We start from the raw sequence: 25,035 nt of genomic DNA on the forward strand, positions 1-25,035 counted from the left end.
CGACTGTGCAACTCCACGACGTCTGGTTCATCCTGATCGCCGTTCTCTGGACCGGGTACTTCTTCCTCGAAGGATTCGACTTCGGAATCGGCGTCCTCACCAAGCTCCTCGCCCGGGACCGGAGTGAGAAGCGCGTACTGATCAACACCATCGGGCCGGTCTGGGACGGCAACGAGGTCTGGCTGATCAGTGCGGCCGGTGCGACCTTCGCGGCCTTCCCCGAGTGGTACGCCACCCTCTTCTCCGGCTTCTACCTGCCGCTGCTGCTGATCCTCATCTGTCTGATCCTGCGCGGGGTCGCCTTCGAGTACCGCGTCAAGCGGAGCGGGGAGCGCTGGCAGCGGAACTGGGAGCACACGATCTTCTGGGCCTCGCTGCTGCCCGCGGTGCTGTGGGGCGTGCTGTTCGCCAACCTCGTGCACGGGGTCAAGATCGACAGCCACATGGAGTACGTGGGGAGCCTGCTCGACCTGCTGAATCCGTACGCGCTCCTGGGCGGCCTGGTCACGCTGGTGCTGTTCACCTTCCACGGTGCGGTGTTCGCCTCGCTCAAGACGGTGGGCGACATCCGGGAGCGGGCACGCAGGATGGCGGCCGTCCTCGGGCCGGTCGCCGCGGTGCTGGTGGCAGCTTTCCTCGGCTGGACCCAGGCCGGCAACGGCGACAGCAGCAGCCTGGTCGCCACGATCGTGGCGGTGGTCGCGCTGGTCGCGGCGCTGGTGGCCAACCGGCTCGGGCGTGAGGGCTGGGCGTTCACCTTCTCCGGCCTCAGCGTCGTGGCCGTGGTCGTGATGCTGTTCCTGACGCTCTTCCCGAACGTCATGCCGTCCACGCTGAACGAGAGCTGGAACCTCACGGTCAGCAACGCCGCGTCCAGCCCCTACACCCTGAAGATCATGACGTGGGGTGCCGCCTTCGCCACCCCGCTCGTCCTGCTCTACCAGGGGTGGACGTACTGGGTGTTCCGCAAGCGCATCGGCACCCAACACCTCGCAGAGACCCACTAGTTGAGTTGCCGCCCCTCGGGGCGGCCTCAGCAGGATGGAATGTTTCACGTGAAACCCGTCGACCCGCGTCTGCTCCGCTACGCCCACGCCACCCGAGGCTTTCTGATCGCGGTGGTGGTGCTCGGGCTGGCCGGAGCGGGCCTGGTCGTCGGCCAGGCGATGCTGATCGCCGAGGTCGTGGTCGGTGCCTTCCAGCAGGATCTCCCGGTCGCCGCCCTGAGCACGCCGCTGGCGCTGCTCGCCGCGGTCTCCGTCGGACGTGGCCTGGTCTCCTGGCTCACCGAGCTGGCCGCGCACCGGGCCGGCGCGGCGGCCAAGTCCGAGCTGCGGATGCGGCTGGTCGAGCGGGCGGCGCGGCTGGGCCCCGGCGCGGTACTCGGTCGCGCGGACGGCGGCGAGCCGGGCCCGGACGCGGACGTCACGGACGCAGCCGGTCCGGGCACCGCGGCCGGTCCGGGGACGCTCGAAATGCGCACCGGCGAACTCACCGCCCTCGCCACCCGGGGCATCGACGCGCTGGACGACTACTTCGCCCGCTACCTGCCGCAGCTGGGCCTGGCGGTCGTGGTTCCGCTGGCGGTGCTGGCCCGGATCGTCACCGGCGACTGGATCTCGGCGCTGACGATCGTGGTCACGCTTCCGCTGATCCCGCTGTTCATGATCCTGATCGGCTGGGCCACCCAGGCGCGGATGGACCGTCAATGGCGGCTGCTCGCCCGGCTGTCGGGCCACTTCCTCGATGTCGTCGAGGGCCTGCCCACCCTCAAGGTCTTCGGCCGGGCCAAGGCCCAGGCCGCGTCGATCCGGTCCATCACCGGTGAATACCGCCGGGCCACCCTGCGCACCCTGCGGATCGCCTTCCTCTCCTCCTTCGCCCTCGAACTCCTCGCCACCCTCTCCGTCGCACTGGTCGCGGTCGGCATCGGCATGCGGCTGGTGCACGGTGAACTCGACCTCTACACCGGCCTGATGGTGCTGGTGCTGGCGCCCGAGGCGTATCTGCCGCTGCGGCAGGTCGGGGCGCAGTACCACGCCGCGGCCGAGGGGCTCTCGGCCGCGGAGGAGATCTTCGCGGTGCTGGAGACGCCGCTGCGGACGCCCGGCACCGCCCCCGCGCCCCGGGGCACCGCGCTGGCCGTCGAGGACCTGGTGGTCCGCCATCCCGGGCGGACCACCGACTCGCTGCCCGCGACCTCGTTCGAGGTGCGGCCCGGCGAGACCGTCGCGCTGGTCGGGCCCTCCGGCGCCGGCAAGACCACGCTGCTGAGCGTGCTGCTCGGCTTCACCGCACCGTCCGGGGGCCGGGCCCTGGCCGACGGCAGGGACATCGCCTCCCTCGACCCCGGAGGCTGGCGGCAGCGGATCGCCTGGGTGCCGCAGCACCCGCATCTCTTCGCCGGCACCATCGCCGAGAACGTACGGCTGGCGCGGCCGGACGCGGACGACGCCGCGGTGCGCACCGCCCTGAGCGACGCGGGCGCCCTGGACTTCGTCGACGCGCTCCCGGACGGGACGGCGACCCGGCTCGGCGAGTCCGGTGCCGGGCTCTCCGCCGGCCAGCGTCAGCGCCTCGGGATCGCCCGCGCCTTCCTCGCCGACCGCCCGATCCTGCTCCTGGACGAGCCCACCGCGAATCTGGACGGTGCCACCGAGGAGGCGATCGTGGCCGCGGTCCGCCGGCTCGCGGCCGGCCGTACGGTGCTGCTCGTCGTCCACCGGCCGGCGCTGCTGGCGGTGGCCGACCGGGTGGTGCGGCTGCCGGACCCGCCGGCGGTGTCGGCCGGGGCGGACGCCCCGCCGGCGGTGTGCCCGCAGACGGCCGGGGACGCGGTCGCCGGGGACGGCGGTCCCGCCGGGACGGCGACGGTCGCGGACACGGCGCCCGAATCCCCTGAGCTCACGTCCGAAGCCGCGCCCGACGAGGCCACCGCCCGCGGGCCGGCGCTCACCCGGCTGCGGCGGCTGGCCCGTGCCCACCGGGCGCGGTTCGCGTGGGCGCTGCTGCTCGGGAGCCTGGCACTGGGCTGCGCGGTGGGTCTGATGGCGACCTCCGGCTGGCTGATCTCGCGTGCGGCGCAGCAGCCTCCGGTGCTGTATCTGATGGTGGCGGTGACCGCGACCAGGGCGTTCGGCATCGGGCGCGCAGTCTTCCGGTACGCCGAGCGGCTGGTGGCCCATGACGCGGTGTTCCGCATGCTCGCCGACGTGCGGGTGGCCGTCTTCCGGCGGCTGGAGCGGCTGGCGCCGGCCGGGCTCCGGGAGCGCAGCCGGGGCGATCTGCTGTCGCGGCTGGTGGCCGATGTCGATGCGGTGCAGGACTACTTTCTGCGCTGGCTGCTGCCCGTGGGCGCGGCGCTGCTGGTCGGCGCCGGCACGGTCGGCTTCACCGGATGGCTGCTGCCGGAGGCCGGTGCGATCCTCGCCGTCGGGCTGCTGCTCACCGGCGTGGGGGTGCCGGTGCTCTCGGGCGCGCTGGCCCGCCGTACGGAGCGCCGGCTGGCGCCGGCCCGCGGACGGCTCGCCACCCGGGTCGTCGATGTGCTCACCGGTACCGCCGAGTTGACGGTGGCCGGGGCCCTGGGGGCCCGTACGGACGCGGTGCGCCGCGCGGACCGGGAGCTGACCCGGATCGCGTCCCGCTCGGCCGCCGTGGCCGGGACCGGTGCCGGGCTGTCGGCGCTGCTGTGCGGGCTGACGGTCGCGGCCTCGGCGGTGGCCGGCGTCCAGGCCGTGCAGGCGGGCCGGCTGACGGGTGTGGCGCTGGCCGTCGTCGTGCTGACCCCGCTGGCCGCGTTCGAGGCGGTGACGGGGCTGCCGCTCGCCGTGCAGTACCGCGGGCGCACCCGGCACGCCGCCGAGCGGGTCTTCGAGGTGCTGGACGCGCCCGCGCCGGTGTCCGAGCCGGCCGCCCCGGCCCCCGCGCCCGCGACGCCGTTCCCGCTGGCCGTACGGGAGCTGACCGCACGTCACCCGGGCCAGGACCGGCCGGCACTGGACGGCATCGGCTTCACCCTGACCGCCGGGCACCGGCTCGCCGTCGTCGGCGCGTCCGGCTCCGGCAAGACCACGCTGGCACAGGTGCTGCTGCGCTTCCTGGACGAGGAGTCGGGCAGCTACACGCTGGGCGGTACGGACGCCAGGGAGATGGCCGGGGACGCGGTGCGGCGGCTGGTCGGGCTGTGTGCGCAGGACGCGCACCTCTTCGACAGCTCGCTGCGGGAGAACCTCAGGCTCGCCCGTCCGGACCGGCGGGGGACCCCCGGCGACCAGGACCTGTGGGACGTGCTCGGCCGGGCGCGGCTCGCCGACTGGGTGCGGGGGCTGCCGGCCCGCCTGGACACCATGGTCGGGGAGCGCGGCGCCCGGCTGTCCGGCGGCCAGCGCCAGCGGCTGGCACTGGCCCGTGCGCTGCTCGCGGACTTCCCGGTGCTCGTCCTGGACGAGCCCGCCGAGCACCTCGACCTGGCCACCGCCGACGCGCTGACCGCCGATCTGCTGACCGCGACCGAGGGCCGTACGACGGTCCTGATCACCCACCGGCTCACCGGTCTCGACGCGGTCGACGAGGTACTGGTCCTGGACCGCGGCCGGGCCGTGCAGCGCGGGACCTACGCGGAGCTGGCCGCGGCGGACGGCCCGTTCCGGCGGATGCTGGAGCGCGAGCGGGCGGTGGACGCGGCGTACGGCGCGGCCCAGCCGGTGGCGTAGGCGGGAGCGCCCCCGTACGCAGGGGCAGCCCGTCCGAGCAGCCCGCCGGCACCCCTCCTCCGCAAACCTGGACTTTCCCCGGAAATCAGCCCTTATTAGGCTCGGGGCATGGCAGCCACGGCAGGACCCCCCTCAGACCCCGGGGGCATCGGGAGCGGTGGCCCGGACGCGGCCCCCGACCCCATGGAGGCCGCCACCGAGGCGACCCGCAGCCTGCGGGGTCTCTCGTCGGAGCTGACGGCCCGGGTGCCGCAGCTGCTGGAAGCGATGCGCACGGTCGGCGCGGGGCTCGATCTGCACGTCACCCTCGACCGGATCGTGGAGACCGCCGCCGAGCTGGCCGACGCCCGCTATGCGGCGATCGGGATCATCGACGACGCCCGTGAGGGGCTGTCCGACTTCGTGACGTACGGCGTGACCCCGCAGCAGCACGAGCGGATCGGGGCGCTGCCCGACGGCCACAAGGGGCTGCTGGGTGCGCTCATCCACGATCCCAAGCCGCTGCGCCTCGACGATCTGACGAAGGACGCCCGCTCGGCCGGTTTCCCGCCGGGGCACCCGCCGATGCGGACCTTCCTCGGGGTGCCCATCCGCGTCCAGGGCGACATCTTCGGCAACCTCTATCTGACGGAGAAGCGCGACGGCGGGGTGTTCAGCGAGGAGGACCTGCACATGGTGCGGGTGCTGGCCACCGAGGCCGGTATCGCGATCGGCAACGCCCGGCTGCATGCGGCGACCCGGCAGCGGGAGCGGTGGATCGACGGCTCGGTGGCGGTGACCACCGAACTCCTGGCCGGCAGCGATGTCGACGACGCGCTCGCGGTGGTCGCCGAGCAGGCCAGGAAGCTGGCGGACTCGGCGGCCGGGATCGTGCTGCTGCCCGATGAGGAGGGCGGCCTGGAGATCGTCGCGGTGTCGGCGGACGATCCCGCCGGGATCATGGGGACGCAGATTCCCACCGACAGCCCGGTGGTCGAGCAACTCCTCGCCGGGGAGCCGGTGTTCGTGGACGACTCGGCCACCGATCCGCGCATGGTCACCGATATCGCGCAGCGCTTCGGCCCCAGCATGATGCTGCCGCTCAAGAGCGGCGGACGGGTGCTGGGGACCCTCGCGACACCGCGGTCCCGGGGCGCGCGCCCGTTCACCGGTGCCGAGCGGACGCTGGCCACCCAGTTCGCGGCGCAGGCCGCGCTGGCGCTGGTGCTGGCCGACGCCCAGCGCGACCGTGAGCGCCTCGCGGTCTACGAGGACCGCGACCGGATCGCCCGTGACCTGCACGATCTCGTGATTCAACGGCTGTTCGCGACCGGCATGATGCTGGAGAGCGCCCAGCGCAGGACCATCGTGCCGGATGTGGCCCAGGGCGTCGGCAAGGCCGTCGACGAGCTGGATGTGACCATCCAGGAGATCCGGACCGCGATCTTCGCCCTCCAACAGGGCCCGGCCGAGGCGCCGTCCGGGCTGCGGACCCGGGTGCTGCGTGAGATCGGCACCGCCGCCGTACCGCTCGGCTTCCAGCCGTCGGCCGGTTTCGTCGGCCCGGTCGACTCCCGGGTCGGCGAGCTGACCGGCAAGAACCTGATCGCGGCGCTGCGGGAGGCGCTGTCGAACGCCTTCCGGCACGCCCAGGCCTCCCGGATCGAGGTCGTCGTCGACGCCACGATCCGGCTCCCGGACGGCACCGACGGCGTCCGTCTCACCGTCGCCGACGACGGCATCGGCATCCCGGAGAACGGCCGCCGCAGCGGCCTCAGGAACCTCGCCAACCGGGCGGAGTCGCTGGGCGGCTCCAGCACGTACGGCCCGGGGCTGGGCGAGGGCGGCACGGGCACGACGGTGGTGTGGGAGGCGCCGCTGTGAGCCGACGCGGGGGCCGACGGCGTCGCGGGCCGGGCAGGTCCTAGAGGTGACCGTCCCGCAGGATGCGCTCGATGACGGCCGCGACCCCGTCGTCGTTGTTGGACGCGGTACGGCGCGTCGTGGCGGCCAGCACGTCCGGGTGCGCGTTGGCCATGGCGTACGCGGCGCCGGCCCAGGACAGCATCGCTATGTCGTTCGGCATGTCCCCGAAGGCGACGACCTCTTCCGGCGCGATACCGCGCTCCGCACAGCAGCGGGCGAGGGTGCCGGCCTTGCTCACGCCGGGCCCGCTGATCTCCAGGAGGGCGGTGGGGCTGGACCGGGTGAAGGTGGCGAGACCGCCGGCCGCCTTACGGGCCAGGGCGAGGAAGGCGTCGGGGTCCAGCTCGGGGTGGTGCGCCAGCAGCTTGATCACGGGCTGGTCGGGGAAGGCGGGCAGGTCCGTGCCACCGTCCGGTCCGTCCGGGTCGGCGTCCTCCGGTCCCAGGGGCGGGACGAAGTCGTCGGCGAGCAACTTCTCCGCGGGGGCCACGACCGCGGCCGGGTCGAGGAGCAGCGGCGGGTACTGCGGCTCGTAGTGGATGCCGCCGGTCCGCTCCACCGCGAACGAGGTGCCCGGCGCGGCGCCGCGCAGCGCGTCTACGATCTGGCGGGCTGCGTGCCGCTCCAGGGGGCTGACCTCGACGATCCGGCCGCCGCGGTGCAGGTCGACGACGGCCGCGCCGTTGGCGCAGATCGCCAGGCCGTGACCGTGCACATGGTCGCTGACCACGCCCATCCAGCGGGCCGGGCGTCCGGTGACGAAGAAGACCTCCAGGCCGGCCCGCTCCGCGGCGGCGAGCGCGGCGATGGTGCGGTCGGAGACCGTCTTGTCGTCGTGCAGCAGCGTGCCGTCGAGGTCGGTGGCGATCAGCCGGGGCGTAACGGCCGTTTCGGGCGCCCGGAGGGATGGGGCGGAGGCATCAGTCACGGTGCCATCTTCCCGTACCGCCGTGCACAGGCGTGCGGTGGGTTGCGCGCATGAGCCCGTGCGCCGCCCGGCCGGGGCGTTCGGGCAGGCGGGCGCTGCTGTCCCGGTGCACCGCGCGGAATCGTCCGGTCCATGGGGGCGGCCGTAGGCTCGGTGTATGCGACTGAGCACCTTGATACTCCCGGTCCGCCGCTGGTCCGAGGGCGGGCGGGAGGTGTGGCAGCGCGCCGAGGAGCTGGGCTTCCACGCCGCGTACACCTATGACCACCTGTCGTGGCGGAGCTTCCGCGACACCACCTGGTTCGGCGCCGTGCCGACGCTGACCGCGGCCGCCGGTGTGACCTCCCGGCTGCGGCTGGGCACCCTCGTCACCTCGCCGAACTTCCGGCACCCGGTCACCCTCGCCAAGGAACTGATCTCGCTCGACGACATCAGCGACGGCCGGATCACCCTCGGCGTCGGCGCCGGCGGCAACGGTTTCGACGCCACCGCGCTCGGCCAGGAGCCCTGGGCGCCGCGCGAACGGGCCGACCACTTCGCCGAGTTCGTCGCGCTGCTGGACCGGCTGCTGAGCCAGGACGTGGTCTCCCATGAGGGCACGCACTACTCCGCGCACGAGGTGCGCAACATTCCCGGGTGTGTGCAGCGGCCGCGGCTGCCCTTCGCGGTGGCGGCCACCGGCCCGCGCGGGCTGGAGCTGGCCGCCCGGTACGGCCAGGCCTGGGTGACGACCGGCGATCCCAAGGTGTCGAACGGGGGCGGCACGCCGGCCGAGTCGCGCGAGGCGATCCGCGGACAGATCGAGCGGCTGGGCAAGGCCTGCGCCGACCAGGGCCGTGACGTCGCCGAGCTGAAGAAGATCATGCTGGCCGGCTTCACCCCGGACCGTCCGCTGGACTCCGTGGACGCCTTCGTGGACTTCGCCGGTCACCACGCCGAGCTGGGCATCGACGAGCTGGTCCTCCACTGGCCGATCGCCGATTCGCTCTTCGAGGCCGATCCCGCGGTCTTCGAGCGGATCGCCACGGAGGGGGCGGCGCAACTGGCCGCCCTGTAGGACGGTCCCGGTGGCGCCCGGTGGACGGTTCCCGGCCGGGCGCTCCTACGGGGCCGGGGCGCGCCACCGCCCGCGCGCCCCGCTGCTCCCGTATGCCCGACGCGCCGCGCCGCCCCCTGGCCTGGGCTTTATCCCGCATATAGCCCTGAAGAGGGAGAATTGGGGCAGCGGCGCAGTGCGCGGCATGCGGCGCGCGGTGCGAGGCGGCGCGCGAGCGGGCCGGTGCACTGCGCGAAGTGCGGCGTGTGTGGAGGAGCCATGGCACAGACCCGATTCGCCCCGGACCGCGGGCTGACCTCGCGCATGGTCACGACGATGTTCTTCATCGGACTGCTGTACGTCGTGGTCGTCGGCGTGCTGGTGGTGCTGCTCAAGGGCGCCTGGGTGGTGGTGCTGGTGATCGCCGGCGCCCTGTTCGTCGCGCAGTTCTGGTTCAGCGACCGGATCGCGGCCTTCAGCATGGGCGCACGGGAGGTCACCCCGGAGCAGGCGCCCGAACTGCACGGCGCCGTCGACCGGCTGTGCGCGCTGGCCGACATGCCCAAGCCGCGGGTCGCGATCGCCGAGTCGGACGTGCCGAACGCCTTCGCCACCGGCCGCGGCCAGAAGAACTCGCTGGTGTGCGCCACCACGGGGCTGCTCCGGCGGCTGGAGCCGGAGGAGCTGGAGGGGGTGCTGGCCCACGAGCTCTCGCATGTCGCGCACCGCGATGTCGCCGTGATGACCATCGCCTCGTTCCTCGGCGTATTGGCCGGGATCATCACCCGGGCCGCCCTGTGGAGCGGGATCAGCCGCAACCGGGACCAGAACGCGGCCATCGCCGTGCTCATCGTCACCGCCGTCAGCGTGGTCGTCTACGCGCTGAGCTTCCTGCTGACCCGGCTGTTGTCCCGTTACCGCGAGCTGTCCGCCGACCGGGCCGCCGCCCTGCTGACCGGCCGGCCGTCGGCACTGGCCGCCGCGCTGACCAAGGTCACGGGCCAGATCGCGAGAATCCCGACCGAGGATCTGCGCAAGGCCCAGCCGTACAACGCCTTCTACTTCGCGCCCGCGTTCAACAAGGAGAGCTTCAGCAAGCTGCTGTCCTCGCACCCGACGCTGGAACAGCGGCTGGACCAGCTGGCCCGGATCTCGACGGAGCTGGGGCGGGCGTGAGGCACGGTGCGCATGAGGTGCCGCTGCCGACCGGACGGCCGTGACGATCAAGGAGTGAGCAGCAGATGGGTTTTCTGGACGCCATCCTCGGCCGCAGCAAGCCGGTCCGGCCCGACCTCGACCAGCTCTTCGCGCTGCCGTCCGCCGCGGTGACCCTTCAGGCCGCGTCGGGTTTCGTGCCCACCGGACGGGGGTCGGTGTGCTTCGCGAGTGTCGAGGGCGGGACGTTCGCCCGTATCCAGGAGGAGGCGCGGTCCCTGCTGGACGGCTCCGTGGAGTTCACCCGGGACGCGTACGGCTATACCTGGCTGCTCGTCGAGCATCCGCCGGAGGACGCGGCGGGCCTGGTCAACGACCTGCACGCGGTCAACACGTCCCTGGAGGAGGCCGGGTTCGGTCCCCAGCTGCTGTGTTCGCTGGTCGGCTTCCGCACGGAGGAGCAGCGGTCGCTGGCGCTGGTCTACCTCTACAAGCGGGGCACGTTCTACCCCTTCGCGCCGCAGCGGGACGGCGGCGAGAAGCGTGACAACCCACTGGAGCTGCAGGTGCGGGCGATGCTCGGGGACGATCTGACGATCGAGGAGGATCTGGCGCGGTGGTTCCCGGTGTGGGGCGCGCCGGGGCTCTGAGCGCTGAGGGCGGGTGGCTCAGCCCGGGAAACGCAGGAACTCGGGCGGCACGCGGCGGGTGAGCCAGACCCCGTTGGCGCTGACCCGGAAGACATGACCGGCGCGGTGCATGGCGCCCGCGTCGACGGTCAGGACCACGGGCCTGCCGCGTCGGGCGCCCACCCGGGTCGCGGTCTCGCGGTCGGGGGAGAGATGGACGTCGTGCCGCGACATCGGCCGCAGCCCCTCGTCCCGGATGGCGGCCACGCTGCGGGCCACGGTGCCGTGGAAGAGATGCGAGGGGGGCGCGGCCGGAGGCAGGTCGAGGTCGACCGGGACCGAATGGCCCTGGTTGGCGCGGATGCGGTCGCCGTCGAGGGTGTAGCGCTGTTTGTCGTTGCCGGCGACCACGGCCGCCAACTCGGCCCGTGAGAACGGGAATCCGTGCCGCGCTGCCGCCGTCATGAGCTCGGCTACCGGCACCCAGCCCTGGGCGTCGAGGGTGAGGCCGATCCGCTCCGGTTCATGGCGGAGATGCTTCGCCAGATACTTCGAGATGCGCACGGAGCGCTGGCTGTTCATGCCTCCAGAGTGCCGCGGGGAGCGGGCGGTGGCACGTGAATTCCGGGGTGGGGCCATGGACGGGCCGGGGCCTGGGGCCGTGGGGCTGTGGCAGGGCGCTTGTGGCAGGGCGCCTGTGGCGGGGCGCCCTGCGGCCGGGCGCCCTGCGGTCCCGCGGCTGCCCGGTGCGTCACTCCTCTTCGCTGCCCGGCCGGGCCTCCGTGCGCGGTTCCTCGCCCTTCCCCTTGTGCTGCGCCCGGGTCAGTTCGCCGGCCCTGCGCGCCTTTGCGCTGGTCACCTCATCGGCTGCCCAACGGGCCCACTCCTCCTGGACCGCCGATATCCGCAGGCCGTACTCCAGCGCGATCCGCCCGTAGACCGAAATCATCTCCTCGTCCCACTCGGCGGTCTCGTCGAGCTGTTCGAGCGAGGTACGGGTACGCGCGGCGCGCTCGGCCTGATGCAGCAGGAACGTCTGCGCCTCGAGCGGGGTGACGACCCCGAGGAAGAAGACGCGCAGCAGGCCGTCGTGGCGCTGGGGGCCGCTGGGCTCGACGTCGGTCAGCCAGTGGCGCAGCTCCGCCAGGCCGTCCCCGGTGATCGCGTACTCCTTGCGGCCGCGGGGACCGTGGGCGGCGACCTCGACCAGGCCGGCGGTGGTGAGTTTGGTGAGCTCGCCGTAGACCTGGCTCTGGGTGGCCGGCCAGACGCTGGCGAGCGAGGCGTTGAACAGCTTCATCAGGTCGTAGCCGCTCGCGGGGGACTCGGCCAGCAGGCCCAGCACGGCATGTCTCAGGCTCATGACCGGCACTTTACCTTCCACTGTTGACATGTCAAAGGTGGAGCTTCCATGTTCGACATGTCGAAGTTGGAATGTGCGGTGCGGTTCCAGGTGGCTCGTCGTGACGCCGAGTCGTGCGGCCGCGCGTGATGAGGGGGGAACATGAACTATCTGCGGGGCTTCATCCCGTGGCTGGTCTTCGCGGGGGTGTCCTCGGCCGGCTGGCAGTGGGGCGCGCTCGCCGGTCTGGTGACCGCCGCCGCGCTGCTCGTCGCCGACCGCGCCGCGGGCCTGTCGCCCGGCCTGCGCCTGCTGGAGTACGGCACGATCGTGTTCTTCGCGGCCCTCGCCGCACTGGCCTTCGGCCGCCCCGACAGCGGTCTCAGGATGTACGGCAGCGCCCTGTCGATGGGGTGGCTGGCGGTCATCGCCTGGCTGTCGATCGCCGTGCGGCGGCCCTTCACGATGGGGATCGCGCGGCGGATGGCTCCGCCGGAGGTCTGGCACACCCCGTTCTTCCGCCGCATCAACGTCGTGCTCACGGCCGCGTGGGCGCTGTCCTTCACCCTCAGCGCCCTGGCCCAGGCGGCCGCCTCCGCCTACGGGTGGCACGCGGCCTTCTCGATCCTCATCCAGTTCGCCGGATTCGTCCTTCCCGCCCGCTTCACCGCCGTCTACCCGGAGCGGGCCCGTGCCCGCTTCATGAAGGCCTCCGGCACGCGGGCCGACATCCAAGGAGGCCTGGCCTCATGACATCCGCACCCCCGACCACCGCAACCGAATCCACCGCTCCCGCACCGCACATGGCCGGCAACTTCGCCCCGGTGACGGACGAGCTGACCGCCTACGACCTGCCGGTGACGGGCACGATCCCGCCCGAACTCAGCGGCTGGTTCCTGCGCAACGGCCCCAACCCACGGGATGCCGCCACTCCCCACTGGTTCTTCGGCGACGGCATGGTCCACGGCCTGCGCCTGGAGGGCGGCCGGGCCGTCTCCTACCGCAACCGCTGGGTCCGCACCGCCACCTTCACCGACGGCGCGCGACCGGTGGATGCGCAGGGCCGCCGCAATCCGGCGGCGGGTGTGGCCAACACCCATGTCGTCCGGCACGCCGGACGCACCCTCGCCCTGGTCGAGTCGTCGTTCCCCTACGAGATCGACTGCCGCCCCGGCCATGAGCTGGAGACCGTCGGCGTCCATGACTTCGGTGGCCGGCTCACCACCGCCATGACCGCCCACCCCAAGACCTGCCCCACCACTGGTGAGCTGCACTTCTTCGGATACGGCGGCCCCACCCCGCCCTATCTGACCTACCACCGCACCGACGCCGCGGGGGAGTTGGTGATCAGCCGCCCCGTCGATGTTCCGGGGCACACGATGATGCACGACTTCCATCTGACCGCCGGCCATGTCATCTTCATGGACCTCCCGGTCGTCTTCGACCGCAGCCACCCCGGTATGCCGTACCACTGGGACCCGGAGTACGGCGCCCGGCTCGGTGTGCTGCGCCGCGACGATCCCTACGGCGAGGTCCGCTGGCTGCCCCTCGACCCCTGCTATGTCTTCCACGCCCTGAACGCCTATGACGACGGCGACCAGCGGATCGTCCTCCATGTCTTCCGCTATGCCGATTACGGCGGCCGGACCCCGGCGCACCTCTGGCGCTGGACGGTCGACCTGGTGGCGGGCACGGTCACCGAGGAGCAACTCGACGACCGGTTCTGCGAGTTCCCCCGGGTGGACGACCGCCTCGCCGGACAGCCGGCCCGCTTCGGCCATGCCACGGTCGCCGAGCTGCCGGGCACCGACCCGATACCCGGCGCCCTGCTCCGCTACGACCTGCGGACCGGCGCGGCCGTCCGGCATGACTTCGGCCCCGGGCGCACGCCGGGCGAGGCGGTCTTCGCCCCGGCGGACGACCGCCCGGGAGGCCCGGGCTGGCTGATCACCTACATCTACGACGCCTCCACCGACACCAGCGATCTCGTCGTACTCGACTCGGAGGACATATCCGCCGACCCGGTCGCCACGGTCCACCTCCCGCAGCGTGTGCCGTACGGATTTCACGGCAACTGGCTTCCGGATGAGATCTGTTGAGGTGGGGGGGGGAGGGCGCGGCAGGAGCCGCGGACCGCTTGATTCTTGAGAGCTGAAGAGTGTGTGGGGCTGGATTGCGGGTGTGCGGGTCTGCGGTCTGGTGGACTGGTGGTTTGCGGGAGGTGGGGGTGGGGGTGGGCTGGTCTTAGGGCCGGTCCGCGGGCTCGGGGTCGTCGCCGGGGCTGTCGGTGGGGGTGCCCGAGTCGCCCGCCGAGGCGCCGCAGTTTGGGCCGCTGCCGCTGCCGCTGCCGCTGCCGCTGCCGCTTCCTGCGCGGCTCGTCACCAGGGCGTCCATTGTGCGGGCCTGTGCCTCCCGGTGTGCGGCGGCGGTGATGAAGGCGGTCGTGTTCGCCGCGCCGACCAGATCCCGTACGGCCCGCACGGCCTCGGCGGGGAGCAGGACAGTCTCCAGGCCGGGCGTCGGGGCATCCACCGGTGCGGCCGCGGTGCGGGGGTCCGTCGTTGGCCCGGGTGCGGGAAGCGGGGCCGCTGACAGGGCGGTCGGCGGGCTGGAAGCGGACCGAGGCGTGGGGACGCTCCAGACCTCCGCCCTGCTGCCGGCCCCGGCCCCGGTCCCGGCATCGGCATCGGTCCCGGGCCCGTCCTCGGCCTTGGCCGTCCCCCCTGCGGGCATCCGGGTCTCTGCCGGCAGTGCCTCGCTGAGGTGATGGCGCAGATAGCGGGTGGCCAGGGTGCGCATGGCGCGGGCGAGTTCGGCGTCGATGGTCTGCTGGGCCAGGGGGCGGAGCCGGCGTACGAGGGTGGCGGCCTCCGCGGCATCGGCCTCGGTGGGCGGGTGGTCCAGGTACGGCTGGAAGACATGCTCGGTGGTGAAGTCCAGGAAGCGGGCGGCGATGTGCTCGACCTGGCCGCGTACCTCCCGCAGATGACCGGAGATCGCTGTCAGCGGGACGCCGGCGGAGTGCAGTTCGGTGGCGACGGCGAGTTCCTGCGGGCTGGGGACGAGGAACTCGTCGTCCCGGCCGGGGATGCGTTCCAGGACGCCGAGTTCGACGGCCTCGGCGAGCGCTGACTCGTCGGGGCTGCCCCCGAAGGCGGCTTCCAGGTCGGTGCGGCTGATGCGGGACGCCTTCTCGTCGGTCCACGGCCCGTCGATCTCGGCGACCAGGCCCAGGACCCCGCCGAGGTCGCGGCCCGCGTCCCAGGCCTCCAGGAGTTCCTTGATGCTGGCGAGGGTGTAGCCGCGGTCGAGCAGATCGGCGATCTGGCGCAGCCGGGCCAGATGGGCGTTGCCGTAGACATTGGCCCGGCCGCGGCGTTCCGGTCGGGGAAGCAGTCCACGGTCCTGATAGGCGCGAATCGTGCGGACCGTGGCGCCGCTGAGGTGAGCCAGGTCCTCGATGCGGTATTCGGCGGTGTGGGACTGGGCCGTTGGCGGCTGCTCGGTCACTGTGGTGCTCCTTACGAGATGGCCGCGAGAGACGAGACGGCCGTGCGGCCCACTGGCCCACGCCGCGGCCTCGTTCGGCCGGGGAGGACGCCAGGCAGGCGACGGCCGTACGCAGCGACCCTTCCTGCGAGGGATGGTACGACCGCCCTCGACGCCGAGGACTCGCCGCACCCGGCTCCCCCCACGCCAGGTGACCGAGGGAGCCGCCAGCCCTGGGAGCGGCCAAACGCCGGGAGGGTAGCGGGCCGGGGCGCAGCGGCCCGGCCGTGCGCGACGCCCCCGGCGTCCCCACCGACTCCTCCCCCTACAACCGTGGTCCGAAGCGGCCGAGGGCTCGTACCGCGCGGGGGGCGAGGCGGGACAGCAGCAGGGTGGCGCGTGCTTCGGGGGTGACCGGTACCACCGCCTGGTTGCGGGTCACCGCGCGCAGGATGGCGTCGGCGACCTTCTCCGGCGGGTAGTTGCGCAGCCCGTACAGCCGGGTGGCCTTGGCCTGGCGGCGCTTCTCCTCGTCGGGTGAGACGCCGGCGAAGCGGGCGGTGGCGGTGATGCCGGTGTTGATGATCCCGGGGCAGATGGCCGAGACGCCGATGCCCTGGTCCGCCAGCTCGGCGCGCAGACACTCGCTGAGCATCAGGACGGCCGCCTTGGAGGTGCTGTACGCGGGCAGTGTCTTCGACGGCAGGAAGGCCGCGGCCGAGGCGGTGTTGACGATGTGGCCGCCCTGGCCGCGGTCCGCCATCCGCTTGCCGAAGATCCGGCAGCCGTGGATGACGCCCCACAGATTGACGTCCAGGACCTTCTTCCAGTCCTCGGTGCCGGTCTGGAGGAAGGGGCCGGACAGGCCGATGCCGGCGTTGTTCACCAGGACGTCGACGGTGCCGTACTCCGCGTGGACCTTGTCGGCGAGCTTCTCCATCGCCGCCTCGTCCGAGACATCGACGGTCTCCGTCCAGGCCCGGGGCGCACCGATCAGCCGGGACATCTCGGCGGTCCGGGCCGCGCCTTCGGCGTCCCGGTCGACGGCGATGATCCGCGCCCCGGCCTCGGCGAAGGCGAAGGCCGTCGCCCGGCCGATGCCGCCGGCCGCGCCGGTCACCAGCACCAGCTGCCCGCCGAACCGCTCGGCGTAGGCGCCGGACGCCACGACCTGCCGCGCCGGATCTCCCTCCTCCTTGGCGGTGACGAACTCGCCGATCCAGGAGACGAGCTGGTCGGGGCGGGTGCGTGGCACCCAGTGCTTGGCGGGGAGGGTACGGCGTACCAGCTGCGGCGCCCACTGCTCCAGGTCGTCGTACAGCCGCGGTGAGAGAAACGCGTCGCCGGTGGGGGTGATGAGCTGGACCGGGCAGTGCGCATAGGCGTCGGGGCGCGGGCGGCGGAGCCGGGGGAGCACGTTGTCGCGGTAGAGCCAGGTGCCATGGGCCGCGTCGGCCGGCAGCGAAGCGGTCGGGTAGTCACCGCCCGGCAGCTTCTCCACCCGCTGGAGGAGCTTCGGCCAGCGCTTGCCGAGCGGTCCCTTCCACGCCAGCTCGGGCAGCACGGGGGTGTGCAGCAGGTAGATGTACCAGGACTTGGCGCTCTGGTGGAGGAGTTGAGCGGCCCGCCGTGGGGTGGGGCGCGCCGTCCGCTTCTTGAGCCAGTGGCCGAAGTGGTCCAGCGACGGGCCCGACATGGAGGTGAAGGAGGCGATCCGGCCCTCCGTACGCCGCACCGTGGCGAACTCCCAGCCCTGCACCGAGCCCCAGTCGTGACCGACCAGATGGACCGGGTGGTCGGGGCTCACGGCGTCGGCGACGGCCAGGAAGTCGTCCGTGAGCTTCTCCAGGGTGAAGCCGCCCCGCAGCGGTTGCGGGGCGATGGACCGGCCGCAGCCCCGGACGTCGTAGAGCACCACATGGAACCGGTCGGCCAGACCGCGGGCGACCTCGGACCACACCTCCTTGCTGTCCGGGTAGCCGTGCACCAGCAGCACCGTGGGCTGTGCCGGATCGCCGAGTTCGGCGACGCACAGCTCGATCCCCCCGGTCCGCACCCAGCGCTCCCGGGCCCCGGCGAGCCCGGCACCAGCACCGTCCCCGGCCGCACCCGGCTTCCCGGCCCCGACGCCCGCCCCGGCTCCGGAACCCGCGTGGGACCCGACCCCGTGCCGCTGCCCCGGGCCCCGTCCCGAGCCCGGCCCGTTCCCCAGGTCCCGTCCCCTGCCTTGTCCCCTGCCCCGTCCCATGCCCCGCCCCATTCGCCGTCGCATTCCGCGTCCCTTCCCCGGGCCCCGTCCGTTGCCCGTTCCGCGTCCACGTCCCGTGTTCACGCGGCCTTCTCCTCCTGCTCCTGGCAGCGCCGCACATGCGGCAGGTCGTCATCCAGCCAAAAGGCGCTCTCCTGTGGGTCCTTGGAGTCCGTGACGACCAGAATCTCCTCGAACTTCGCGCCCGTTCCCCGGAAACCGAGGTGGGGTTCGACCGCCCACAGACCCGGCTGCGGCGGGTGGTCGGAGAAGCGGTACGGGCTCCACAGCGGGGACCAGCCGTCACGGTGACCGTGCCGTGCGTCGGAGGCCAGGCCCTTCAGGGACTGGACGCCGAACCCGAAGAGCGTGGGGGACCAGCGGCGCTGCCGGACCTGGTCGATCTTGTGCGCGATGACGCCGAAGGGGTAGGCCCGGTGGCGGTTGGCATAGCCCTGCCGCACCATCAGCCGGTCGACGTCCGCGTAGATCTCCCGCAGCGGGCGCCGTTCGCGCACCTCGCGCAGGATCAGCTCCCGGTGCGCCCCGAGGTCGGCGAGCAGCCGGTCGTGCACGGGGTTGAGGCCCAGGCAGCCGGAGTAGCCGACGTCGGCGGGGTAGCCGTTGTGCAGGGGAGCCAGGTCGAGGATGAAGGGCATCCCCGGCTCCAGCTCACGATGGGTGGGGAAGAACTGGAGCGGCACCCGGAAGTTGACGAAGGCGGTGCGGTCGCCGAACCAGGCGAACGGCAGATGGAACCAGTCCCGCACCCCGCGCTCACGCAGCCACTCGCGCTGCATCCGCGCCGCCTCGCGTTCGGTCACCCCGGGCCTGAGCTGGGCTGCCACCGCTTCGGCGCAGGCATAGGCGAGCCGTTGGGCCGCTCGGAACCCCCTGAGCCGGGCGCCGAGTTCGCCGGCTCCTGGTGACGTCGCTGAGGTGACTGAGGCCATCGTCAACCGTCCGTCCGTGAGACGTTCATCGTGGTACGCGCCCGCAAGGTGACACTGATGAATGTGACAATGCCCGACGGCTGCGTCAAGAGGCCCGCCCGCCCGCGCAAGGGGACCCGCCCCCTCCGCCGAAGAGGCCCGCGTACCCGCACCCGCCGCCCCGTGACGCCCGCCCCGGCCCCCCGCATGACGCCGCACCGCCCCCCCCCATGACGTCACCTCGGCGCCCCGTGACGCCGCCCCGGCGACCCCGTGACCCCTACGCCGGACCAGCTCACAGCAGGAGACCCCTACGGGCACGTAATACCGCAGGGGGAGGAACATCCCATCGTTTGGGTTGACGACCGGTGTGGCCGGCGCCACTACCGTCGATGACGTGACTGTGATCGTGACCGAAAGCCTGAGCAAGCGGTACCCGCGGGTGACCGCCTTGGACCGGCTCTCCGTTGACATCGCCCCCGGCGTAACGGGCCTGGTGGGTGCCAACGGCGCCGGTAAGTCCACCCTGATCAAGATCCTTCTCGGACTGGCCCCCGCCACCGAAGGGACCGCGCATGTGCTCGGCCTGGACGTGACCAAGGACGGCGGCACCATCCGTGAGCGGGTCGGCTACATGCCCGAGCACGACTGCCTGCCGCCGGACGTCTCGGCCACCGAATTCGTCGTGCACATGGCCCGGATGTCCGGGCTGCCACCGACCGCCGCCCGCGAGCGCACCGCGGACACCCTGCGCCATGTCGGCCTCTACGAGGAGCGCTACCGCCCCATCGGCGGCTACTCGACGGGTATGAAGCAGCGGGTGAAGCTGGCCCAGGCGCTGGTCCACGACCCGCAGCTGGTGTTCCTCGACGAGCCCACCAACGGCCTCGACCCGGCCGGCCGGGACGAGATGCTCGGCCTGATCCGCCGTGTCCACAGCGACTTCGGGATCTCCGTCCTGGTGACCTCCCACCTCCTCGGAGAGCTGGAGCGCACCTGTGACCATGTCGTCGTCATCGACGGCGGCAAACTGCTGCGGTCCTCCTCGACCGACGAGTTCACACAGGTCACGGCCTCGCTGGCGGTCGAGGTCACGGACACCGACGCCCATCCGGACGGCACCGAGGCGCTGCGTGCGGCCCTGGCCGCCGCCGGGGCCACGGTGACCACCCGCGCGGCCGGGTCCGAGGGCCTCGCCGCCGGCCACCTGCTGTTCGTCGAGGCGGCCGGCGACCAGACGTACGACCTGGTGCGGGACACCGTCGCCGGACTCGGGCTCGGCCTGATCCGGATGGAACAGCGCCGCCACCAGATCGCCGAGGTCTTCCGCGACGCGGACGCGGCGCAGTCCGCCCCCGCCCCCGCAGGCGCCCCGAGCGCCCCGTACGCCACCCAGGACGGAGGCGCCCACGATGTCGCCTGAGCCCATGACGTCCGCGCATCCGGCGGCCCCCTCCGCCGATCCGGGCGGCGCTTATATCCACAACATCGGCTACCGCCACTACGACGGCCCCCGCCTGGGCCGCGCCTACGCCCGCCGGTCGCTCTTCTCGCAGAGCCTGCGCGGCGCCTACGGTCTGGGCCGCTCGGCCAAGAGCAAGGTGCTGCCGATGCTGCTCTTCGCCACGATGTGCCTGCCCGCCGCGATCATGGTGGCGGTGGCGGTGGTCACCAAGGCCGGGGCCCTCCCGGTCGGCTACTCCCGCTACGCCGTCTACCTCCAGGCCGTCATCGGCCTCTATCTGGCCGCCCAGGCGCCGCAGTCGGTCTCCCGCGATCTGCGGTTCAAGTCGATACCGCTGTATTTCTCCCGGCCCATCGAGCGGGTCGACTACGTGGCCTCGAAGTTCGCGGCCATGGCCGCGGCCCTGTTCATCCTCACCGGCGCGCCGCTGCTGATCCTCTACGTCGGGGCGCTGCTGGCGAAGCTGGACTTCCTCGACCAGACCAAGGGCCTGGGGCAAGGACTGATCGCCGTGGTGCTGCTCTCGCTGCTGTTCGCCGGCATCGGCCTGGTGGTCTCCGCGGCCACCCCGCGCCGCGGCTTCGGCGTCGCCGCCGTGATCGCCGTCCTCACCATTCCGTACGCCGCGGTGAGCGCGGTCCAGGGCATCGCCTTCGTCCAGGGCAACGAGTCCGCCGTCGGCTGGCTGGGGCTGTTCTCCCCCATCACGCTGATCGACGGGGTGCAGTCGACCTTCCTCGGCGGCAGCAGCTCCTTCCCCAACGACCTGGCCCCGACCACCGGCGCCGGCGTCGTCTACCTGCTCGTGACGCTGGCCGTCATCGTCGGCAGCTACGCGCTCCTGATGCGCCGCTACCGGAAGGCCGGACTGTGACCGCCCACCCGTCACCCACCACCGCCCTTCCCAGGGATGGGCTGCGCCCATGCGCCTTCCGTCTGTCACCCACCACCGCCCTTCCCAGGGATGGGCTGCGCCCATGCGCCTTCCGTCTGTCGCCCGCCACCACCCTCCGAAGGAATGGGCCGCGCCCATGACGACTCTGCACATCGACCATGTCTCCCGCTGGTTCGGCAACGTCGTTGCCGTCAACGACATCACGATGGCCATCGGCCCCGGCGTGACCGGCCTGCTCGGCCCCAACGGCGCCGGCAAGTCCACCCTCATCAACATGATGGGCGGCTTCCTCGCGCCCTCCAACGGCTCCGTCACCCTCGACGGGACGACGATCTGGCGCAACGCCGGCATCTACCGCCACATCGGCATCGTCCCGGAGCGCGAGGGGATGTACGACTTCCTCACGGGCCGCGAATTCGTGCTCGCCAACGCCGAGTTGCACGGCCTCGGCCGGGCGGAGGCGGCCAGGGCGCTGGCCACCGTCGAGATGGAGTACGCCCAGAACCGCAAGATCTCGACGTACAGCAAGGGCATGCGACAGCGGGTGAAGATGGCGTCCGCGCTGGTCCACGACCCGTCGGTGCTGCTGCTGGACGAGCCGTTCAACGGCATGGACCCGCGTCAGCGGATGCAGCTGATGGAGCTGCTGCGGCGGATGGGCGACGAGGGCCGTACGGTCCTGTTCTCCTCGCACATCCTCGAAGAGGTCGAGCAACTCGCCACGCACATCGAGGTGGTGGTGGCGGGACGGCACGCCGCGTCCGGCGACTTCCGCAAGATCCGCCGGCTGATGACGGACCGCCCGCACCGCTATCTCGTCCGGTCCGACAACGACCGGGCGCTGGCCGGCGCACTGATCGCCGACCCCTCGACGGCCGGTATCGAGGTGGACCTCACCGAGGGCGCGCTGCGCATCCAGGCGGTCGACTTCGGCCGCTTCACCGAACTCCTGCCGCGGGTCGCCCGCGACCACGGCATCCGCCTGCTGACGGTCTCGCCCTCCGACGAGTCGCTGGAATCCGTCTTCTCCTACCTCGTAGCGGCCTGAGGCCTGAAAGGAGCCCTGACGCATGTCCACGACCACTCCGGCGGCCCGGCCCGCGGCACCCGCCGCGCCCAGGACCTCACTGTTCCACCCGACCGTCGCCCGGCTCACCTACCGCGCCCTGCTGGGCCGCCGGCGGGCCCTGATCCTCTTCGTGCTGCCCGCCCTGCTGGTGACCCTCGCGGTGGCCGTCCGGGTGCTGGCCGGCGCCGACGACTCCACCGCCGGCGGCATCCTGGGCGGCTTCGCGCTGGGCACGATGGTCCCGCTGATCGGCGTCATCGCCGGTACGGGCGCGATCGGCCCGGAGATCGACGACGGCTCGGTGGTCTACCTCCTGGCCAAGCCGGTCTCCCGGCCGACGATCATCCTCACCAAACTCCTGGTCGCGATAGGCGTCACGGTCGCCTTCTCCGCCCTCCCCGTCCTGCTCGCCGGCTTCCTGCTCAACGGCAACAGCCAGCAGATGGCCGTGGGATACGCGGTGGCGGCGGCCGTCGCCTCGGTCGCCTACAGCGCCCTCTTCCTGCTCTTCGGCACGATCAGCCGGCACGCCGTCGTGTTCGGCCTGGTCTACGCCCTGGTCTGGGAGGCGTTCGTGGGGACGCTGATCCCGGGCGCGAAGACCCTCAGCGTCCAGCAGTGGGCACTGGCCGTCGGCCAGAAGGCGGCCGCGGACGGTGCGCTCACCTCCGACGTCCAGCTTCCGCTCGCCGTCTGCCTGCTGGTGGGGCTCACGGTCGCCGCGACCTGGTACGCCGCCCGCCGGCTGAAGGCGCTCACCCTGGCGGGCGAGGAGTAGGCACGTCCCGGCGGCGGGGCGAAGGACGGCCGCCCTAAGCCCCGCCCCCGCCACTCCCGCTGCTGCGCTGCCGCTCGTTGAACTCCCGCACATTACGCAGATGTTCCTGGTAGTCGCCGGTGAAGCGGGTGTCACCCGGCTTGACGGTGACGAAGTAGAGCCAGTCACCGGCGGGCGGCGCACCGGCCGCCTTCAGCGCGTCCGCACCGGGATTGTCGATCGGCGTCGGCGGCAGGCCCGGGTAGCGGTAGGTGTTGTACGGGCTCTTGGTGCGGGTGTCGGCGTGGCTGGTGTGGAGCGTGCTGCGGCCCAGCGCGTAGTTGATCGTCGAGTCCATCTGCAACGGCATGTCGTGGGCGAGCCGGTTGTCGATGACCCGGGCGACCTTGCCCATGTCGGCCGGCCGGTCCGCCTCCGCCTGCACGATGCTGGCGATGAGCACCGTCCGGTACGAGGTGATCCTGTCGGCGGCGAGGCGCTGGTTGGCGGTCTTCACCATGTACGCGAGCAGGGACGCCGGGGTGGTGTCGGCGTCGATCGGATAGGTCGCCGGGTAGAGGTAGCCCTCCGGATTGCCCTTCGCCTCCGCCGGGAGCGGAAGGCGCGTGCGCTTGGCGGCCTTCGCGGTGGACCCGGCGGGCAGATGCAGGGCCTTGTCGGCGGCGGCGTAGACCTGCCCGGCCCGCTGCCCCTCCGGAACGGTCAGCGTCCGCCCGGGCCCGCGCAGCACGCGCGGCAGCAGCAGGACAGCCAGGGCGACCAGCACGATCAGGACACCCAGCACGGCCACAAGAACGAACCGGCCGGTGCGGGAGAGCCGCGGACCGGGCCGGCGAACGGTGGGCGAAGCATCGCTCATGGGCAGCACGGTAGGCGAGAGCGCGGGCACGCGAGGTGCCCGAGCCCGGATCGTTGCCGGCCGCGAAGATCCTTCACCAGCTCGCCATGGCCTCGCCACCTGCGGTGATACGGGGCAGGCCCGGGCCGTCCGAGGCGTACGGGGGCGGGCCGGCCTCCGCGTCGGCTGAGCGCTCAGGTGCCTTCCGTGCGGCTGGCCGGTCGTTCAGCTGGCCGCGGGCTCCTCGCCGCGCCCGGCCCGCCGGCTCACCGCCCCGCCGATCCGCGCCCCGCCGATCCGCCCGTCAGCCGATGCGCCGGTCCCGGCCCGCGCCCATGCCCAGCAGGGCCAGGCCGGCGCAGACGGCGAGCAGCAGCACGAGGGGGACGGTCCAGCCGCCGGTGGCCTCGTGGACGGCGCCGAGAGCGAGGGGGCCGACGGCGGCGAGGAGGTAGCCGCCGGTCTGTGCCATCCCGGACAGGCGCGCGGCGGTGTGGGCGTCGCCCGAGCGCAGCACCATCATTGTCAGGGCCAGGCCCAGCGCACCGCCCTGCCCGACACCCAGGAGCACGGCCCAGAGCCAGGCACCGGCCACGGGGGCCACCAGCAGACCGGTGACCCCGCAGGCCATCAGCGCGGACACGGCCACTCCCAGCAGCCGCTGCTGCCGCATCCGCCCCGCCAGCATCGGCACCACGAACGAACCGGCCATCTGCAACAGCGTGCTGAAGGCGAAGACCAGCCCGGCCTCGCCCTTGCCCATGCCGTGGTCGGTGAAGATCGTCGGCATCCAGGCGATGCTCACATACGCGATCAGCGACTGCGATCCCATGAAGAGCGTGACCTGCCAGGCCAGCGCGGAGCGGCTCAGCCGCGGGCCGTCCCCGGTGTGGTGTGCGGGGGTGGCCGCGGCCGCGCCATGGCGCGTGCCGCGCCGGGCCATGAGGGTCTGCGGAATCCAGACGACCGCGGCGACGGCGGCCAGCAGCGCCCAGGAGACCAGCGAGCCCTGCCAGCCGCCGAGCGCCTTCTCCATCGGCACCGCGGAGGCGGCGGAGACACTCGCACCCAAGATCATCGCGGTCGAGTAGAGCGCCGTCATACCCGCGGCCCGCTCCGGGAAGTCCCGCTTGATCAGGCCCGGCATCAGCACGTTCAGCAGGGCGATCGCGGAACCGACCACCGCACACCCGGCGAACAGCGCGACCACCGGCGGGGCGATCCGCAGCACGATGCCGCCGCACAGCATCACCAGCGCCGCGCAGAGCACCGCCTCGGTCCCCCAGCGGCGCGCGAGCTTCGGTGCGGCGATCGAGCCGAGGCCCATGAAGATCAGCGGGATTGTCGTCACCAGGCTGCTGGCGGTCGCGCTCAGCCCGAAGTGCGCGCCGATCTCACCGAGCAGCGGTGAGACCCCGGCCAGCGCCGCCCGCATGTTGAGTGCGGCGAGCACGATCCCGGTCATGATCAGCGCCGGGTGGGCCCGCAGCCGGCGGCGGGCCGCGGCGACCGGCGGCGCCGCGACCAGATCCTCCTCGGCGTCGATCAAGGGTGCTTCGGGCCCTGCCATGTGTGCATACCTCGTCAGTCAGGAGTGAGTCAGGAGTGAGT

20 protein-coding genes are annotated in these 25,035 nt (G+C 72.6%); 12 read left to right on the top strand and 8 right to left on the bottom strand.

Annotated elements, in window-relative coordinates; all coding sequences use genetic code 11:
• The first annotated feature begins 5 nt into the window (after window positions 1-5).
• From cydB to ACWC9R_RS00170, 3 genes are all read left to right on the top strand, one after another.
• A complete protein-coding gene (gene cydB, locus ACWC9R_RS00160) occupies window positions 6-1,007 on the top strand; it encodes a cytochrome d ubiquinol oxidase subunit II (protein ID WP_450727411.1) in 1,002 nt (333 codons plus the stop codon).
• Window positions 1,008-1,055: 48 nt separating this feature from the next.
• Entirely contained in the window at window positions 1,056-4,715 is a 3,660-nt protein-coding gene (cydD, locus tag ACWC9R_RS00165) for a thiol reductant ABC exporter subunit CydD (protein ID WP_450727413.1), read from the top strand.
• 183 nt (window positions 4,716-4,898) lie between these two features.
• A complete protein-coding gene (locus ACWC9R_RS00170) occupies window positions 4,899-6,578 on the top strand; it encodes a sensor histidine kinase (RefSeq protein WP_450727872.1) in 1,680 nt (559 codons plus the stop codon).
• A gap of 40 nt (window positions 6,579-6,618) precedes the next feature.
• Here ACWC9R_RS00170 and ACWC9R_RS00175 read toward each other — a convergent pair whose 3' ends face one another.
• Complete coding sequence (locus ACWC9R_RS00175) at window positions 6,619-7,548, bottom strand: HAD hydrolase family protein (RefSeq protein WP_450727415.1); 930 nt, start codon at window positions 7,546-7,548, stop codon at window positions 6,619-6,621.
• 157 nt (window positions 7,549-7,705) lie between these two features.
• Between ACWC9R_RS00175 and ACWC9R_RS00180 the strand changes: the two genes are divergently transcribed.
• The 3 genes from ACWC9R_RS00180 (at window position 7,706) to pspAB (ending at window position 10,389) form a co-directional block, all read left to right on the top strand.
• On the top strand, window positions 7,706-8,605 hold the full coding sequence (locus ACWC9R_RS00180; protein ID WP_450727417.1) for an LLM class flavin-dependent oxidoreductase: 900 nt from the start codon (window positions 7,706-7,708) through the stop codon (window positions 8,603-8,605).
• Window positions 8,606-8,863: 258 nt separating this feature from the next.
• A complete protein-coding gene (htpX, locus tag ACWC9R_RS00185) occupies window positions 8,864-9,760 on the top strand; it encodes a zinc metalloprotease HtpX (RefSeq protein ID WP_450727419.1) in 897 nt (298 codons plus the stop codon).
• Window positions 9,761-9,825: 65 nt separating this feature from the next.
• Complete coding sequence (gene pspAB / locus ACWC9R_RS00190; RefSeq protein WP_450727421.1) at window positions 9,826-10,389, top strand: PspA-associated protein PspAB; 564 nt, start codon at window positions 9,826-9,828, stop codon at window positions 10,387-10,389.
• 18 nt (window positions 10,390-10,407) lie between these two features.
• Here the strand turns inward: pspAB and ACWC9R_RS00195 are convergent, their stop codons facing one another.
• Both ACWC9R_RS00195 and ACWC9R_RS00200 read right to left on the bottom strand, forming a co-directional pair.
• Window positions 10,408-10,950, bottom strand: a complete 543-nt coding sequence (locus ACWC9R_RS00195; protein ID WP_450727423.1) for an RNA 2'-phosphotransferase — start codon at window positions 10,948-10,950, stop codon at window positions 10,408-10,410.
• A 169-nt stretch (window positions 10,951-11,119) separates the two neighbouring features.
• Window positions 11,120-11,731 (bottom strand): PadR family transcriptional regulator, encoded by a 612-nt coding sequence (locus tag ACWC9R_RS00200; protein WP_450727425.1) that lies wholly within the window; start codon window positions 11,729-11,731, stop codon window positions 11,120-11,122.
• 141 nt (window positions 11,732-11,872) lie between these two features.
• Between ACWC9R_RS00200 and ACWC9R_RS00205 the strand changes: the two genes are divergently transcribed.
• Window positions 11,873-12,463, top strand: a complete 591-nt coding sequence (locus ACWC9R_RS00205; protein WP_450727427.1) for a hypothetical protein — start codon at window positions 11,873-11,875, stop codon at window positions 12,461-12,463.
• Window positions 12,460-13,809, top strand: coding sequence for a carotenoid oxygenase family protein (locus tag ACWC9R_RS00210; RefSeq protein WP_450727429.1), 1,350 nt, complete (start codon window positions 12,460-12,462; stop codon window positions 13,807-13,809). Before ACWC9R_RS00205 ends, ACWC9R_RS00210 begins: the two co-directional genes overlap by 4 nt.
• Window positions 13,810-13,954: 145 nt before the next feature.
• Here ACWC9R_RS00210 and ACWC9R_RS00215 read toward each other — a convergent pair whose 3' ends face one another.
• From ACWC9R_RS00215 to ACWC9R_RS00225, 3 genes are all read right to left on the bottom strand, one after another.
• Window positions 13,955-15,220: a MerR family transcriptional regulator gene (locus ACWC9R_RS00215; protein ID WP_450727431.1), complete on the bottom strand. Its 1,266-nt coding sequence runs from the start codon at window positions 15,218-15,220 to the stop codon at window positions 13,955-13,957.
• A gap of 304 nt (window positions 15,221-15,524) precedes the next feature.
• Window positions 15,525-17,255 carry an SDR family oxidoreductase gene (locus ACWC9R_RS00220; protein WP_450727433.1) on the bottom strand — a complete coding sequence of 577 codons (1,731 nt, stop codon included), beginning with the start codon at window positions 17,253-17,255 and terminating at the stop codon, window positions 15,525-15,527.
• Window positions 17,256-17,527: 272 nt separating this feature from the next.
• The gene (locus ACWC9R_RS00225) at window positions 17,528-18,400 is read right to left on the bottom strand and encodes a M24 family metallopeptidase (protein WP_450727435.1); all 873 of its coding nucleotides are present in this window, start codon (window positions 18,398-18,400) and stop codon (window positions 17,528-17,530) included.
• A 349-nt stretch (window positions 18,401-18,749) separates the two neighbouring features.
• On the opposite strand from ACWC9R_RS00225, the gene ACWC9R_RS00230 reads away from it, so the two are divergent.
• From ACWC9R_RS00230 to ACWC9R_RS00245, 4 genes are all read left to right on the top strand, one after another.
• The gene (locus ACWC9R_RS00230) at window positions 18,750-19,802 is read left to right on the top strand and encodes an ABC transporter ATP-binding protein (RefSeq protein WP_450727437.1); all 1,053 of its coding nucleotides are present in this window, start codon (window positions 18,750-18,752) and stop codon (window positions 19,800-19,802) included.
• A gap of 4 nt (window positions 19,803-19,806) precedes the next feature.
• The gene (locus ACWC9R_RS00235) at window positions 19,807-20,718 is read left to right on the top strand and encodes an ABC transporter permease (RefSeq protein WP_450727439.1); all 912 of its coding nucleotides are present in this window, start codon (window positions 19,807-19,809) and stop codon (window positions 20,716-20,718) included.
• 157 nt (window positions 20,719-20,875) lie between these two features.
• A complete protein-coding gene (locus ACWC9R_RS00240) occupies window positions 20,876-21,787 on the top strand; it encodes an ABC transporter ATP-binding protein (RefSeq protein ID WP_362604057.1) in 912 nt (303 codons plus the stop codon).
• Window positions 21,788-21,866: 79 nt separating this feature from the next.
• Window positions 21,867-22,586, top strand: coding sequence for an ABC transporter permease subunit (locus tag ACWC9R_RS00245; protein WP_450727874.1), 720 nt, complete (start codon window positions 21,867-21,869; stop codon window positions 22,584-22,586).
• 34 nt (window positions 22,587-22,620) lie between these two features.
• Here the strand turns inward: ACWC9R_RS00245 and mltG are convergent, their stop codons facing one another.
• Both mltG and ACWC9R_RS00255 read right to left on the bottom strand, forming a co-directional pair.
• The gene (mltG, locus tag ACWC9R_RS00250) at window positions 22,621-23,445 is read right to left on the bottom strand and encodes an endolytic transglycosylase MltG (RefSeq protein WP_450727441.1); all 825 of its coding nucleotides are present in this window, start codon (window positions 23,443-23,445) and stop codon (window positions 22,621-22,623) included.
• Between the two features lie 283 nt (window positions 23,446-23,728).
• Window positions 23,729-24,994, bottom strand: a complete 1,266-nt coding sequence (locus ACWC9R_RS00255; RefSeq protein WP_450727443.1) for a CynX/NimT family MFS transporter — start codon at window positions 24,992-24,994, stop codon at window positions 23,729-23,731.
• Window positions 24,995-25,035: the final 41 nt, after the last annotated feature.

It is taken from the genome of Streptomyces sp. NPDC001219 (assembly GCF_053597915.1).

Coding starts and splice junctions, on each gene's coding strand:
- htpX (WP_450727419.1), top strand. CDS start 8,864: ATGGCACAGACCCGATTCGCCCCGGACCGCGGGCTGACCTCGCGCATG.
- pspAB (WP_450727421.1), top strand. CDS start 9,826: ATGGGTTTTCTGGACGCCATCCTCGGCCGCAGCAAGCCGGTCCGGCCC.
- ACWC9R_RS00170 (WP_450727872.1), top strand. CDS start 4,899: ATGGAGGCCGCCACCGAGGCGACCCGCAGCCTGCGGGGTCTCTCGTCG.
- ACWC9R_RS00180 (WP_450727417.1), top strand. CDS start 7,706: ATGCGACTGAGCACCTTGATACTCCCGGTCCGCCGCTGGTCCGAGGGC.
- ACWC9R_RS00205 (WP_450727427.1), top strand. CDS start 11,873: ATGAACTATCTGCGGGGCTTCATCCCGTGGCTGGTCTTCGCGGGGGTG.
- ACWC9R_RS00225 (WP_450727435.1), bottom strand. CDS start 18,400: ATGGCCTCAGTCACCTCAGCGACGTCACCAGGAGCCGGCGAACTCGGC.
- ACWC9R_RS00240 (WP_362604057.1), top strand. CDS start 20,876: ATGACGACTCTGCACATCGACCATGTCTCCCGCTGGTTCGGCAACGTC.
- ACWC9R_RS00200 (WP_450727425.1), bottom strand. CDS start 11,731: ATGAGCCTGAGACATGCCGTGCTGGGCCTGCTGGCCGAGTCCCCCGCG.
- ACWC9R_RS00195 (WP_450727423.1), bottom strand. CDS start 10,950: ATGAACAGCCAGCGCTCCGTGCGCATCTCGAAGTATCTGGCGAAGCAT.
- ACWC9R_RS00235 (WP_450727439.1), top strand. CDS start 19,807: ATGACGTCCGCGCATCCGGCGGCCCCCTCCGCCGATCCGGGCGGCGCT.
- ACWC9R_RS00210 (WP_450727429.1), top strand. CDS start 12,460: ATGACATCCGCACCCCCGACCACCGCAACCGAATCCACCGCTCCCGCA.
- mltG (WP_450727441.1), bottom strand. CDS start 23,445: ATGAGCGATGCTTCGCCCACCGTTCGCCGGCCCGGTCCGCGGCTCTCC.
- ACWC9R_RS00255 (WP_450727443.1), bottom strand. CDS start 24,994: ATGGCAGGGCCCGAAGCACCCTTGATCGACGCCGAGGAGGATCTGGTC.